13 protein-coding genes and 1 tRNA gene are annotated in these 12,598 nt (G+C 61.2%); 8 read left to right on the top strand and 6 right to left on the bottom strand.

Annotation, left to right across the window (positions count from 1 at the left end):
• The first annotated feature begins 171 nt into the window (after positions 1–171).
• Entirely contained in the window at positions 172–1,146 is a 975-nt protein-coding gene (locus NDB2M4_RS15785; protein WP_139247333.1) for a glycosyltransferase, read from the top strand.
• 480 nt (positions 1,147–1,626) lie between these two features.
• On the opposite strand, the gene NDB2M4_RS15780 is transcribed toward NDB2M4_RS15785, so the two are convergent.
• A complete protein-coding gene (locus NDB2M4_RS15780) occupies positions 1,627–1,833 on the bottom strand; it encodes a hypothetical protein (protein WP_139247332.1) in 207 nt (68 codons plus the stop codon).
• A gap of 341 nt (positions 1,834–2,174) precedes the next feature.
• Between NDB2M4_RS15780 and NDB2M4_RS20065 the strand changes: the two genes are divergently transcribed.
• The gene (locus NDB2M4_RS20065; RefSeq protein WP_171988121.1) at positions 2,175–3,020 is read left to right on the top strand and encodes a GNAT family N-acetyltransferase; all 846 of its coding nucleotides are present in this window, start codon (positions 2,175–2,177) and stop codon (positions 3,018–3,020) included.
• Positions 3,021–3,280: 260 nt separating this feature from the next.
• On the opposite strand, the gene NDB2M4_RS15770 is transcribed toward NDB2M4_RS20065, so the two are convergent.
• Positions 3,281–3,640, bottom strand: coding sequence for a DUF6481 family protein (locus tag NDB2M4_RS15770; RefSeq protein ID WP_072376781.1), 360 nt, complete (start codon positions 3,638–3,640; stop codon positions 3,281–3,283).
• A gap of 393 nt (positions 3,641–4,033) precedes the next feature.
• Between NDB2M4_RS15770 and NDB2M4_RS15765 the strand changes: the two genes are divergently transcribed.
• The 3 genes from NDB2M4_RS15765 to NDB2M4_RS15750 all read left to right on the top strand — a co-directional run bounded on the left by NDB2M4_RS15765 (position 4,034) and on the right by NDB2M4_RS15750 (position 6,992).
• Positions 4,034–4,729, top strand: a complete 696-nt coding sequence (locus tag NDB2M4_RS15765) for an AAA family ATPase (protein ID WP_072376778.1) — start codon at positions 4,034–4,036, stop codon at positions 4,727–4,729.
• Between the two features lie 599 nt (positions 4,730–5,328).
• A complete protein-coding gene (locus NDB2M4_RS15755; RefSeq protein WP_072376774.1) occupies positions 5,329–6,270 on the top strand; it encodes a LysR substrate-binding domain-containing protein in 942 nt (313 codons plus the stop codon).
• Between the two features lie 413 nt (positions 6,271–6,683).
• Complete coding sequence (locus NDB2M4_RS15750; protein ID WP_072376772.1) at positions 6,684–6,992, top strand: hypothetical protein; 309 nt, start codon at positions 6,684–6,686, stop codon at positions 6,990–6,992.
• A gap of 176 nt (positions 6,993–7,168) precedes the next feature.
• Here NDB2M4_RS15750 and NDB2M4_RS15745 read toward each other — a convergent pair whose 3' ends face one another.
• From NDB2M4_RS15745 to NDB2M4_RS15730, 4 genes are all read right to left on the bottom strand, one after another.
• Complete coding sequence (locus NDB2M4_RS15745) at positions 7,169–7,474, bottom strand: ETC complex I subunit (protein WP_072376770.1); 306 nt, start codon at positions 7,472–7,474, stop codon at positions 7,169–7,171.
• 45 nt (positions 7,475–7,519) lie between these two features.
• Positions 7,520–7,596: transfer RNA gene (locus NDB2M4_RS15740), tRNA-Pro, on the bottom strand.
• A 79-nt stretch (positions 7,597–7,675) separates the two neighbouring features.
• A complete protein-coding gene (locus NDB2M4_RS15735) occupies positions 7,676–8,164 on the bottom strand; it encodes a DUF192 domain-containing protein (protein ID WP_072376768.1) in 489 nt (162 codons plus the stop codon).
• 8 nt (positions 8,165–8,172) lie between these two features.
• Positions 8,173–8,718: a cold-shock protein gene (locus NDB2M4_RS15730; protein WP_139247393.1), complete on the bottom strand. Its 546-nt coding sequence runs from the start codon at positions 8,716–8,718 to the stop codon at positions 8,173–8,175.
• Positions 8,719–9,385: 667 nt separating this feature from the next.
• Between NDB2M4_RS15730 and NDB2M4_RS15725 the strand changes: the two genes are divergently transcribed.
• From NDB2M4_RS15725 to NDB2M4_RS15715, 3 genes are read left to right on the top strand one after another with little or no spacing between them, the layout of a single operon-like run.
• Positions 9,386–10,204, top strand: a complete 819-nt coding sequence (locus NDB2M4_RS15725; protein WP_083556477.1) for a phosphoadenylyl-sulfate reductase — start codon at positions 9,386–9,388, stop codon at positions 10,202–10,204.
• Positions 10,201–11,106: a sulfate adenylyltransferase subunit CysD gene (gene cysD, locus NDB2M4_RS15720; RefSeq protein WP_072376764.1), complete on the top strand. Its 906-nt coding sequence runs from the start codon at positions 10,201–10,203 to the stop codon at positions 11,104–11,106. The genes NDB2M4_RS15725 and cysD overlap by 4 nt, the downstream gene beginning before the upstream one ends.
• Positions 11,106–12,575 carry a sulfate adenylyltransferase subunit 1 gene (locus NDB2M4_RS15715; RefSeq protein ID WP_072376762.1) on the top strand — a complete coding sequence of 490 codons (1,470 nt, stop codon included), beginning with the start codon at positions 11,106–11,108 and terminating at the stop codon, positions 12,573–12,575. Before cysD ends, NDB2M4_RS15715 begins: the two co-directional genes overlap by 1 nt.
• Positions 12,576–12,598 lie beyond the last annotated feature (23 nt).

The following is a 12,598-nucleotide window of genomic DNA, read 5'->3' as shown; positions in this document are numbered from 1 at the left end:
CGCGGCGCCGCGCTTCGCGGCTAAGCCTTTCGATCCACCGGCTCGTGATCAGTTAACCTTGAAGTGCGGCGGCTGGAGGAACGCTCGATGTGCCGGTGCTAGGACCGGCGTTACCTCACAGCTCCACCTTCGGTGTTCATGAATACGTCCAACGCCGCGCAGCAACCGTTAGTGCTGCTCTTTTATCGCGAATACGAAGCCGACAAGTTCATTCCCGGAGACCGATACCTGAAGCGGTTGCTGAGGCCCGCGTACAATCTGCTGCATGCGCGACAGAAGAAGACCGGCTTTGCGGTCTCATTCGAGTTGCTGTGCCGGGCTCTCAAGGCGTCGGGCTGCCGCGTGCGAGTCAACGACTACCGCTTCGCGAAGGCGAACCCCGACTACCCGGTGGGCGTTGTCGGATGCTTGCAGATCCTCAACGATTGGGAGCTGCGCAATCCCGCTTTACTTGGCCCCTCGCTGTACGATCACCCGGGGCTCGCGCCGAAGCTTCTCGATGACCCACGCTTCAGGAAATATCTCGTCCTCGCCGATTGGACCTACGACGTGTTTTTTCCCTACTACGGCGAGCGTTGCGTCAAGTGGTTCGCGGGGATCGACGTAGCCGAGTGGCCCGACCTCAGCAAGCGCGAGAAGCAGTTCGACTTTCTCATCTACGACAAGATCCGCTGGGATCACGACGAGCTGCAGTCGTCCCTGATCGAACCGATCTGCCGGACGCTCGACGCGCGCCAACTCACCTACAAAGTTCTGCGTTATAAGTTCCACGATCACGAGACCTACCGGCAGATGCTGGCTGAGGCGCGCGGCATGATCTTCCTGTGTGAGCACGAGACGCAGGGGCTCGCCTATCAGGAGGCATTGGCGTCAGGGGTGCCGATCCTCGCGTGGGACAACGGCTATTGGCTCGATCCCTTGTGGCAACGGTTCGGGGACCGGCCACCTGCTGCATCGTCCGTCCCGTTCTTCTCGCCTGAGTGTGGGGAGCGCTTTGCCCGAACTGAGGACTTCACCCCAGCACTGGACCGCTTCCTGGCACGATTCCAGTCGCTCGACCCGCGCGGCTTCGTGCGCCGGCGGCTGTCGCTCGAGGACTCTGCAAAGATTTACCGTGAGGCCTATTTCTCCATGCTGCAGTCTTAACGTCCGCTACGCCTTTGGAAGTAGGCCACCGGGTGCTCGCTATATGGAGCGGCGAAGCTCGCAAAGTCATGTATTGGTGCGAGCCGCCAGGGCCGTAGCAGGCGTCACCACGCAAGAATACTGCAGTTACGTAGGGCCCGTTCTACCTCATTGTCCGGACTTGTCTGTCTGCCGGCGCAATGAGATCGTTTGCTGACCTTTGCTTCTATGCGTTGCTGTTGCCCCTCCCGCCACTGAACATGGAAGGCATGTTTTCGTGACGCTTAATATTGCCCCGCTACAAGCCCGCCCCCTCGCTTTGCCCATTGTCGATCGTGTCCGCCGGATTGCTTCCCGGGCGAAACGCGCGGTCGGCATCGCGTACAACCGCACCGAGGCACTGCTGTTCGACCTGCGACATGGGACCGACACGCGCGGCAAGAGGACCTGCTTCTGGCAAGCCGGCACAAGCCCATCAGCTGCGTTGTCGGCGTTGAGATCTCAGCGCCGCTGTCGGCGATTGCCGAGCGCAACGTCGCCGCCTTCGAACGTGCGCACGGCCGCGCCGCGGAGATCAGCGTTGTAGCGGCGGATGCAATAGAAGCTCCGATCGAGTCCGACCAGAACATCATTTTCCTCAACAACCCGTTCGATGAAGCATTCCTGAAACTGTTTCTCGACAAGCTCGACAAATCGCTCAGCGAGCATCCGCGCCGGCTCTGGCTCCTTTATGCCAACCCGCAAGCATGGCGATTGCTCACCGACGTCTTCCATTACTCATTGATCAAAGAGCACGCATTCTTCGGGCCTGGGCGCAACATCGCCGTCTACAGCAAAGGCGCCTGACATTTTTTTCGGGAGCGCGTTACACGGTGCTGAACGCTTATGCCGTTTCTTGGCACGACGAATGGTCACCTCAGTTGGATGAATGCCTCGCCGCGTTGCCCGAGCGCGAGTGCATGCCGCACGCTCTATATCGACAATTGCTCAAACGACCCGGCGACGGACGCCGCCGCATCGCCCTTGTAAGGCACCGCGGCGTTCCTGTGATGCTGGCGGGCCTTCGGCGACGCAGCCGGTATGTCTGGGAGCCGATCGCGAATTGGCACGCTCCCGGCCCTGCCTTCCCCGTCGCGCCTGGGCACATCGGTCCTGCTCTGAGAAGCATTTCGCTCGAGATACCGATCGCGTGGTGGCGCACAGGGATGGAGCCGCCTGCCGGCTGGGGCGTACGCTCCGTCGAGACGAGCCCGACCTACCGCTTGCGTCTTGACGGCGATCCCGAAAAGTTCTGGCGCGAAACCGGCTACCTGCGAACGATCCGCAACATGCGCAATCGCTGCAAGGGCTTTACGGTTGCCATCAATCATCCTGGGGCGGCGGCGTGGACCATTCGGCAGTGGAGCCAGAAGTGGAGCGGCGATGGTGATGGAGCGGGCCGGACCGAGCTCGACGAGCGGATCGAAATTGCCGAAGACTTAGAGAAGCGCGGCAAGCACATTTCCATCAGCGTGTTCGATAATGGCCAGCTGGTGGGCGGCTCATCCAATTTCGTGCACGAGGGAGATCTCGTTGCCGGCGTCATCTATCATGAGCCCCAGTATCGCGCGAATGGGCTCGGCGTGCGGATCATCAATCTTGCATTCGAGGTCGGGGCAAAGCGCGCCCTCAAAGCCTTCGATCTGGGGGGGAAGGCCGACTACAAAAAGAAATGGGCGCCGGAAGATGGGACGCGCAGCCGCGTCGTCGTTGCGCCGCTGCGCGTTCAGTATATGCGCAAGGTTGCTTCGACCGTGCGCGCGCTCGCGGGCCGTTCGTGCACCTGGATGCTGCTCTCTGCGATCCATATTGCGGACTATGGCGCTATCGGCCGCTTTGCTGGAACCGCGCTCTAGGTGATCACGGAGCCCATGAAGGGCGCGCATCACTTTTGCACAATCTGGAAGGTTCGTATCCGGCACGCTTCCCGCGCGCTGCAGATCGCGCCGTCCATCTACCGCTACAAGTCCCGTCGCAGTGAACGCCAAGCTGCGCGAAGCTCGCTCAGCGCCCGCCGGCGCCAACGACCGTGTGGGCGATGGAGTTCATGCACGATCGAACCCACAACGGCCGCAAGCTTCGCCGCCTCAGCACTACACCGAAGCCTGCGCAGCGCTCACGCCTTGCGAGCTTTGCGAGCCGCATAACGCATATCACGAGCGATCTTGCGCTCCGCCTCCAGTGCGACCTGCTCCTCGCTCTCACGTTGCTGGCGCGCTTCGCGTTCCCGGATCTCCGACTCGCGCGCCGCTGAAGCAGCAGCTCGGGCGCTCTCTTCATCGCGGAGCGCCTGCGCGCGGCGCTCATCGGCGCGCAATTGGCGGGCTGCGGCAGCCGCTTGGCGTGCCGCCCTCTTCTCCAAAATGGCTGGATCGTCTGCCGCCGGCTGAGCCCGGAATCGCTCCAACGCGGCTTTCTTTGCCTTGGCGGAAGCGGCCAGACGATCGCTCAAGGATGGGGTCTTCGAAGACTTCATCTCACTCCAATCATACGCGTATGCTTAGGGTTGCTATTGCAGATAGGCATCTAACCTGCGTCGCACACCGGCTCTTCCGTCAACGACGGCTCTTGCGCCTCACCGCTTCGGGCGCTGAGAGCTAGTCCAAAATTTCGCTGGGCTCAAGCGCAATGGGCAGGCCAATGCCCGTTCCAGCACCGCTAATGCGTTCAGCCCGCATGGCCTCAGTACGTCCGCGCCGGCGACACATAATCACCGGGCCGCAACTCGTGTAGGTCTAGGAGGAGGCTATCCAAGCCTGCTCGTCTCGCCTGATACACCCGCTCGTCCTTTACAGAAGCCGCATGGGTGGGGGAAGAGCTCGCGAGATCAAACGTATTGGCGCAACGGTCGGGTGCCGGCGTCACTGTGATGTCGGAGACCGGTGGTCGCAAGACGGTGATCACCGATCTCGCGTCATTCGACAGCATGATGACGCACGCCGCGGATCCAGAACACATGCTGGAGCTTCTCGTGATGCGCGAGCGGATGAAGTCCTGGCGCTTCTACGATCACTTCCGCACCGATGCCGATGCTCCTGCGCGACGGCCGCAAATTGGGACGCGTACGCCCACTCTGGCCTCCGACGGTCGCGACTTGCCGTCAGCAATCCAAACCATTCTTGAGATTGGAGACAGTGCGGAACTCAGCGCAAGGATAGACGACGCGTTTCCCGGAAGCCGGGTGGCTATATCTCAGGTCGACGGAGTATTTGAGCTAAGCGTTGAGCAACGAGGGCTCCTCAGAGCACTTAAAACTGCCGAGCTTTCGGACGGCACACTTAGATATCTGTTGTTGGTAGCAGCGCTCTTGAGCCCCCGGCCACCGCCGCTGTTGGTTCTGAATGAGCCGGAGACGAGTCTCCATCCCGACCTGCTTCCCGCATTGGGCCGCCTAATCACGTCCGCGTCCACGCGCTCGCAGGTGCTTGTTGTGTCTCATGCGCAGCTGCTCGTTGACGAGCTTTCCAAGGTGAAGGGTTGTTCAGTGTTGAGGCTTCACAAGGTGCTCGGGGAGACAAAGATAGATGGGATATCGGCCCCGAAATGGGCTTGGCCAAAGCGATGAATAGGACGCGCTCCATCATCGAATGAAAGTCGCATCGCCGCCCACCCAAAGCACAGTCATTTGCTCGCGCAATTGGCGATGGGCTGCCCGACCCTTGATCTGGAGGTCAACCGAGGCGGAGCAAGCGACGATGATCCGTCATCGCCACAGCGCGAAGCGAGCCCGTTGGCCGCGCAATTGAAGCGAACGGGCCCGTCCGAGATTGGATCGCTTTGAGCCCGAGCGGTCCATGCGGGGGGCGCATAGCGATTCTTCGTGAGAGGACGTCGATCAGCGCCACATCACCGCCTTTGGCCGCATTCCCTTGATCGCGCGTATCGAGCAAAGGACACTAAGCTACCAAACTTCAATGATGCAGCGCTATCGCACTGCTGGCAGCGTCGTTATTGGTATGATATGCTCAATTATGCGCCTTTCCAACAAATCTATACCGACCCAACCAACCGGGAAACAAAGACCGAGCTCATCATGACACGATCTCGCTTTGCGCTGCTGCCACGCAATAGCGTCTTGGAACCGGGCCCGGCGCCGAACGGGCGTGAATCCATCGTTACCCTGCCTCGGTTACTCCCGACAGGGCTTCAGCGAAGGGCATCGACGTGAACCTTCAACAGCTCCGCATCGTACGGGAGGCCGTGCAGCAAGACTTCAACCTCACTGAAGTTGCCAACGCCCTCTACACATCGCAGTCCGGCATCAGCAAAAGCATACGTGACCTTGAGGATGAACTTGGTCTCGAGCTGTTTGTGCGACGTGGTAAGCGGCTAATTGGGCTGACAGACCCGGGCAAGGAACTCCTCACCATCGTCGAGCGCGTCCTACTCGATACTAAAAGCATCAAGCAGCTGGCCCAGCAGTTCTCAAGCAGCGATCAGGGCGAACTGAGGTTGGCAATCACGAATGGGCATGCCGGCCATGTCCCGGAGGCGGTGAGAAACTTCAAGAAGTTGTTCCCAAAGGTCCGCTTGCTAGTGCACCAGGCGAGTCCAAAGCAGACAGCCGCCATGCTGCTCGATGGCACTGCCGACATCGGCATATCGATGGAAGCCTTGGAGGAGAACCCCGATCTGGTGGCCTTTCCCTACTACTCATGGGATCACGTGGTAATCGCGCAGCGCGGTCATGACCTGGAGAAGGTTACCCCTCTCACGTTGCCCGATGTCGCTAGCTACACGATCATCACTTACGAACGGGGGCTCACGGGGCGTCCGCGGATCGATGAGGCTTTTGCCAATGCGGCAATTGAACCCGACATCGTCATGACAGCGCTAGATTCCACCGTAATCAAGACGTTCGTAGAGGCAGGGCTCGGCATCGGCATCGTTGCCTCAATGGCGTATGACGCAAACCGCGATGCCGGATTGACGCTCTTGCCGACCGCCGGGCTATTCGCAGGCAACCGCGCACGCATCGTCGTACGCAAGGACCGATATCTGCGCGGCTTTGCCTGCCGCTTTATCGAGCTATGCGCGCCCGCTCTCACTGAATCGGTCGTTCGTCACGCAGCCACCGTCAAAGGCGAATCCGAGCTTGCTGATTGATTGCATTTCGTCCCAATGCCTCTCGTTCAGACGTGCAGAGCGTCCTCAGCGGTTGGGCGCGCAATACGGCTCGTACATGCCCTAGCAAACCAAAAACCAAATCTCAGATTGGCACCACTTCCTGATCGGGTTGCGGCAGATGACACTCCTGCCGGTCGTGCGCAGACCTCCTAACGGCAGGGTGGAAGGAAAAAAAGCCGGCGCGTGCGCGAGGGCGTGCTGCTGCGACCCAGCACCACCGGTCCGAACGTTTTGTCGGATACGGACGCAGCTGCCATCGCGCACGCGCCGGCTGGAGGCCAAATTCTCGGAGACGAACGCCAGCCGCCATTGCCAAGCGCGATAGCATCCTCGTCTCGGTCGCTACCAACTCGTACGCCGCTAAGACAAAAGCCCTCACCGTTGCCGAGGCGGTGGAACACTGGCTCGACAATCGCAAGGGCGAGGTGAAGCCGGTGACGCTCAAGACCTACGCCATGATCGCCCGCAGGTGCATCGTCGGGCCGCTTGCAATCCCCGATATTCATATCCCGCTCGGGAAGACCGGTGCACAGCCTGGTCAACCCGCCACGAAGCTCTTGGAGACACTCGGCCCGCTCAAGATCGCCGACCTCAGCACCGCAGAAATCCGGCGCTGGCATCGCATGATCATGACGAACATCGGTGCTCGCACTGCCTCGGTTGCTCGAACGATCTTGCAGCGCGCTCGCGTTGTCGGCTGAGGACTTCGGCGTCAGGCCGCCGCCGATGCCGACCAAGCTCGGCAAGGGCAAGCCGGAGACGAAGCGCAAGCTGTTGACCCCAGCGCGGCCTCTTCGAGCCTCAAGCCGTCTCGACCTTCGTCTCGGACTGGCGCCTCATAGCCGGGCGTGTAACCCGGCTGTACCCGCGCCGCGGTTCAGTGGGTCCAGCGTCCGATGCGGCCGAACTTGAAGTTGTCGGCGTAGGACTTGCGGATCATCTTGCGGGGCGACGGCTCGTACACCCGATAAGGAATGCCCTCGCGCTCGGCGTAGGCAATGGCTTCTTCCTTGGTGTCGAACGTGAGGTGGACCTCGGCCTTCATATCGCGCGTGCCGGTCCAGCCCATCAGCGGCTCGATCTCGCGCGGGCTAGCGGGCGCGAACTCCAGCACCCATTCTTGCGTGCGGCCTTCGCCAGACTGCATGGCCGTCTTCGCAGGCTTGAAGATGCGCGCAACCATGATCCTCTCGCTCCCAATCGGGGGATGCCTTGCTTCGTATCGTCTTGGTCGGGGCGGCGGGATTCGAACTCGCGACCCCCTGCTCCCAAAGCAGGTGCTCTACCAGGCTGAGCTACGCCCCGAACGACGATCCGCGGTTTCTACGCGATGATGGGCCGCGAGTAAACGCGTCCTATCCAACATAGGCGGCGGTGGTGAACGCTAATGCTTATCTGCCGCAAAGAGCCTGTGGCGAACACGATCACCCGGCTTGATCCCGAGGCGGGCGGCCGCTCCACCGGGTAGCTCCAAGACGGCCGATACAGGCCCCTCGGAATTGATGACGCGGTCGGAAAGCGGTTCGGCCTGGATTTCGATCCGGTGAATCACCCCGTCCGGACGGATGAAGAGCATATCGAGCGGGATGTACGTGTTGTGCATCCACATGCTCAGTTCCTTCGACTCCTCGTAGGGGAACAGCATGCCCTGATGGTCCGCGAGTTCGGTGCGGAACATAAGACCCATGGCCTTTTCCTTGGGGTCGATAGCGATCTCGGCATCGATCGGCACTTCGTGACCGTCGGCGGTGACGATGGCCAGTTGCTCGATGCGCATCTTCGCTTCGACCGCGACAGCCGAAAGCATCAGCATGCCGACAAAGAGCAGGGCCGCCCATTGGGCAGCCCCGCCAAGAATTCGTATTTCTGCCATTGCGCCTATCAGTGCGTTGGCGGCAGCCCCGGCTGTCCATCCGGTCTCAGTTCGGCGGCCATGCAGCCCTTACAGCCGTGACCCCAGCGAACCATTACCATCTGCCCGGGACGCAGCTCGGTGAAACCGAAGCGCCGCAGCGTCTCCATGTGCACGAATATGTCAGGCGTTCCCTCACCGCGCGTCAAGAAGCCGAAGCCGCGCACCCGGTTGAACCATTTCACCATGGCCCGCTCCCAGTCGCTCTCCGGCGTAACGATGACGTGCGTCCGCTGCGGAAGCTGAGAAGGATGGATCGCAGTGCTTTCATCCATGCTGAGAATGCGGAAAGCCTGCATTCCCTTGGGGCGGCGCAGCACCTCGGCGTGGACACGGGCTCCCTCGTAGGCCGTCTGATAACCGCCTGCCCTGAGACAGGTGACGTGCAGGAGGATATCGGCCAGTCCATTGTCGGGGACGATGAAGCCGTAACCCTTTGATGCGTCAAACCATTTAATCGAACCGACGACCTCGAAAACCTCGATGCCGGCTTCCTCGGCCCGTTCCCGCGTCATGTCCAGGGACGGATCGAACTGCGGAAAATCCGGACGCTTTGAGGAATCCCCCATTGTGGTACCCCGCTACTTGCTCAACGTTTGCTTTTTGCTGCCTCAGAGCGGTGCCGGACCGACGTAAGAGCCCTCTTCGTCGGCGGCCCCATCTCGAAGCTGGGCGGAGAATACCATTTGTTAACCACGCTACCAGTGGCAACGTTTCGAGAAGCCGTCAGAGGCGGGAATGTCACGCAGATGTCCACATGAAAACACACAAATTAACGCATTGAATATGCTCGATTTTTTCAGGTTCTATTTCATCCCCACATTTTCATCTGGAACAATGCGACCACGGCCACTGCGATAAATCTGCGACGCCAATTTGAGGCACTCGAGATTCGTATTGCCTACACACTGATTCGCGCGAGCGCTTGCCCCTGCTAGGTGTGCCAGGGCCTTATGGAGGCCCTCGGGACTAATGCCCGACTAGCGTTCAAGCGCTGCAGACACTAGAGTTGCTACGGGTTGCCCTCCCCGTTGTCGCCAAGACGTTCCATGAAGGCGTGGATTGGGAAAAATTTCCCCCACGAGCCGACCTCTGGAATGTGATCCTATTTTTATTTCCCGTATATGCTTTAAGTAGAATTCGGTTTCGCCTATTTTCAGGGCCTCACCGAAGGGATCTCTGATGCCTACGAACTCCCATGCGCGCGGCGGCGCACAGTCTGCGACCGGCGCCAGGGGCGCTCAAGCCTCTGCTGCAGCCGTGCAAAATGACCCGATTGCCGAGGCAATGGCGCTCGACAGACGGCTTGGTGCGCTCGATTCGCTGGAGGAACGCCTCATCGAGATCGCACGCTCCGTGGCCGGGCGAACGACGTTCTCGACCAGCCTGGGGATCGAGGATCAGGCGGTTCTCCACGGCATTGCGACGAGCGGAGCCCCGATCGATGTATTTACGCTTGATACGGGCAGGCACTTCCCGGAGACTCTAGAGACACTTGAGGCAAGCGAGAATCGCTACGGGATCAAGGTGCGCGTCATGTTCCCGGACGCGCGCGAGGTGGAGGAGCTGGTGGCGCGGGACGGCATCTATGGCTTCCGCCTCGATGTTGCCAACCGCAAGTCTTGCTGCGACATCCGCAAGGTGCGTCCCTTGAAACGCGCTCTCGCGGGGGCCGCCGGCTGGGTGACCGGCCTGCGTCGCGAACAGTCCGCCGGGCGTGCACATGTTCCATTTGCCGCATGGGACAGCGACGACGGGCTCGTCAAGCTGAACCCCTTGGCAGACTGGAGCCTCGATAGGCTCGAGGCTTATATCGCCGCCAACGACGTGCCGGTGAACCCGCTGCACGCTCGCGGTTTTCCGTCCATAGGCTGCCAGCCGTGCACACGCGCTGTGAAGCCGGGCGAGGATATCCGCGCGGGACGTTGGTGGTGGGAAAACGAAGACGGTAAGGAGTGCGGCCTGCACAACAGGCCCCACCAAAAGGAGGCCGCTGCGTGACAGCTCCGTTCTCGCATCTCGACCTGCTGGAAGCAGAGGCGATCCATATTTTCCGCGAGGCTGCCGCACAGTTTCGCCGTCCGGTGCTGATGTACTCCATCGGCAAGGATTCGACGGTCCTGCTGCATCTGGCACGCAAGGCGTTCTGGCCGCAGAAGCCGCCCTTCCCGCTGCTGCACATCGATACGACGTGGAAGTTCCGCGACATGATCGAATTCCGCAACAAGACGGTGCGCGAGTTCGGTCTCGACCTCATCGTTCATACGAACGAAGACGGCATCAAGCGCGGAATCAATCCGTACGACTATTCGCCGTCCGTCTACACGGACGTGATGAAGACGCAGCCCTTGAAGCAGGCGCTGGACAAGTACGGCTTCGATGCAGCGTTCGGCGGCGCGCGTCGCGATGAAGAAAGCTCGCGCGCCAAAGAGCGCGTGTTTTCGTTCCGCTCGCCAGGCCACCGCTGGGATCCGCGTCGGCAGCGGCCGGAAATGTGGAACCTGCTGAATGGGCGTCTGGGTCCGGGCGAGACAGTGCGCGTGTTCCCGCTCTCCAATTGGACCGAGCGCGACGTGTGGCGCTACATCCTGCGCGAGAACCTCGACGTGGTACCGCTGTACTTCGCTGCAAAGCGGCCGACGATCGTGCGCAACGGGCAGCTTCTCGTAATCGACGACGATCGTCTGCCGCTGCAGCCGGGCGAGACTCCGCAGATGAAGAGCGTACGTTTCCGTACGCTGGGGTGCTGGCCGCTGACTGCGGCCGTTCCTTCGACCGCGGACGACATCGAGGCGGTCGTTGAGGAAACGCTTGGCGCGCGCACGTCGGAGCGGCAGGGGCGTCTCATCGATCACGACCAGGTTGGCGCCATGGAGCGCAAGAAGCAGGAAGGTTACTTCTGATGACGGCGGTAACGGCAATCCGGCGCGAAGATCTGGCGCCCGCTTTCAACCAGGAGCTTAACGGCATCCTGCATCTGCTGACGTGCGGATCGGTCGACGACGGTAAGTCGACGCTGATCGGCCGCTTACTCTGGGACGCGTCAGACCTCTATGACGACCAGCGCGAGACGATCAACAAATCGTCGAACGCGGCGACGGGCGGTGCGCATCCAGACTTCTCGCTGCTGCTCGACGGTCTCGTTGCCGAGCGCGAGCAAGGCATCACCATCGACATCGCCTGGCGCTACTTCGACACGTCGACGCGGCGCTTCGTCGTCATCGACAGCCCAGGGCACGAGCAGTACACGCGCAATATGGCCTCGGGCGCCTCGCACGCGGACGTCGCGATCATGCTGGTCGATGCTCGCCACGGCGTGAAGCGGCAGACGCGCCGTCACGCGGCGATCCTCGATATCGTCGGCGTGAAGCGCGTAATCCTCGCCGTCAACAAGATGGATCTCGTCGACTGGTCGCAGGACAAGTTTCGTTCCATTGAGAACGACTTCCGCGAGCTGACGCTGCGTTTCGGCTTCCGCGAGGCCATTGCAATCCCGGTCTCCGCTGTTGGTGGCGACAACGTTGCGCGCACGTCCGAGCACATGCCCTGGTACACCGGGCCGCACTTGCTCGAACACCTGGAGCGCATCCCTTCGCGCGACGTCACCGTGCGCGGTGCCTTCCGCATGCCGGTGCAGACTGTTTTGCGCGATGGCGTTGACTTCCGCGGTCTCGCCGGCACCGTTGCCTCCGGCTTCATCAGCGTGGGCGACCGCATCACCGATGCACTGAGCGGACAGAGTGCGCATGTGCTGCGCATCGCCACCATGGGGCGCGACCTGGAAGTGGCGAAGCAGGGGCAGGCCGTCGCACTGCAGCTCGACACTGACATCGATGTGGCGCGCGGAGCCGTGCTTTCAGCCGCCGACAAACTGCCGACCGTTGCCGCGCATATCGATGCGCGGATCGTGTGGCTGTGGGAGACGCCGTTCGATCCCGGCAACGGCTATTTCCTGCGCACATCGACGGACCTCGCGCCGATATCGACCATAGCGATCAACTCGCTGCTGGACCTCGAGACATTGGCCGTGCTTCCGTCCGAGAAGTGCGGCGTCAACGATATCGCCAATACGACCATCACGCTCGGGCGTCCTGTTGCGGTGGACACCTTCGCGGACAATCAGGCCACAGGCATCTTCCTCATCGTCGATGCGCTGACGGGCGCATCGGTGGCGGGCGGAGTGATCACTTCGGCCAGCCGCGGAGAAGCCGACAACGCAACTGCGTTCCGGTTGACGCGCGAATTGCTCGAACGTGGCCTGTGCCGCGACTTGGGCAATAGCGACGATGATCGCCGGGAGTTTCAGCGGCGCGCCAACGAAACAGCGCTGCTGCTGCACGCTGCCGGCATTCCGGTGAAGATCGAGATCTAACCTCATCGCGGCGAGCCAGGGGA

Source organism: Hyphomicrobium sp. NDB2Meth4, assembly GCF_900117445.1.
Classification (GTDB): domain Bacteria; phylum Pseudomonadota; class Alphaproteobacteria; order Rhizobiales; family Hyphomicrobiaceae; genus Hyphomicrobium_A.
Note: the sequence above shows the minus strand (reverse complement) of the source record. Positions and strands in the feature narration are given on the sequence as shown.

What these genes read in the sequence shown, in the direction of transcription:
- NDB2M4_RS15765 (WP_072376778.1), top strand. Translation starts at nt 4,034, where the DNA reads ATGTCGGAGACCGGTGGTCGCAAGACGGTGATCACCGATCTCGCGTCA.
- NDB2M4_RS15735 (WP_072376768.1), bottom strand. Translation starts at nt 8,164, where the DNA reads ATGGCAGAAATACGAATTCTTGGCGGGGCTGCCCAATGGGCGGCCCTG.
- NDB2M4_RS15745 (WP_072376770.1), bottom strand. Translation starts at nt 7,474, where the DNA reads ATGGTTGCGCGCATCTTCAAGCCTGCGAAGACGGCCATGCAGTCTGGC.
- NDB2M4_RS15730 (WP_139247393.1), bottom strand. Translation starts at nt 8,718, where the DNA reads ATGACGCGGGAACGGGCCGAGGAAGCCGGCATCGAGGTTTTCGAGGTC.
- NDB2M4_RS15715 (WP_072376762.1), top strand. Translation starts at nt 11,106, where the DNA reads ATGACGGCGGTAACGGCAATCCGGCGCGAAGATCTGGCGCCCGCTTTC.
- NDB2M4_RS15725 (WP_083556477.1), top strand. Translation starts at nt 9,386, where the DNA reads ATGCCTACGAACTCCCATGCGCGCGGCGGCGCACAGTCTGCGACCGGC.
- NDB2M4_RS15780 (WP_139247332.1), bottom strand. Translation starts at nt 1,833, where the DNA reads ATGCTCGCTGAGCGATTTGTCGAGCTTGTCGAGAAACAGTTTCAGGAA.
- NDB2M4_RS20065 (WP_171988121.1), top strand. Translation starts at nt 2,175, where the DNA reads ATGCTGGCGGGCCTTCGGCGACGCAGCCGGTATGTCTGGGAGCCGATC.
- NDB2M4_RS15770 (WP_072376781.1), bottom strand. Translation starts at nt 3,640, where the DNA reads ATGAAGTCTTCGAAGACCCCATCCTTGAGCGATCGTCTGGCCGCTTCC.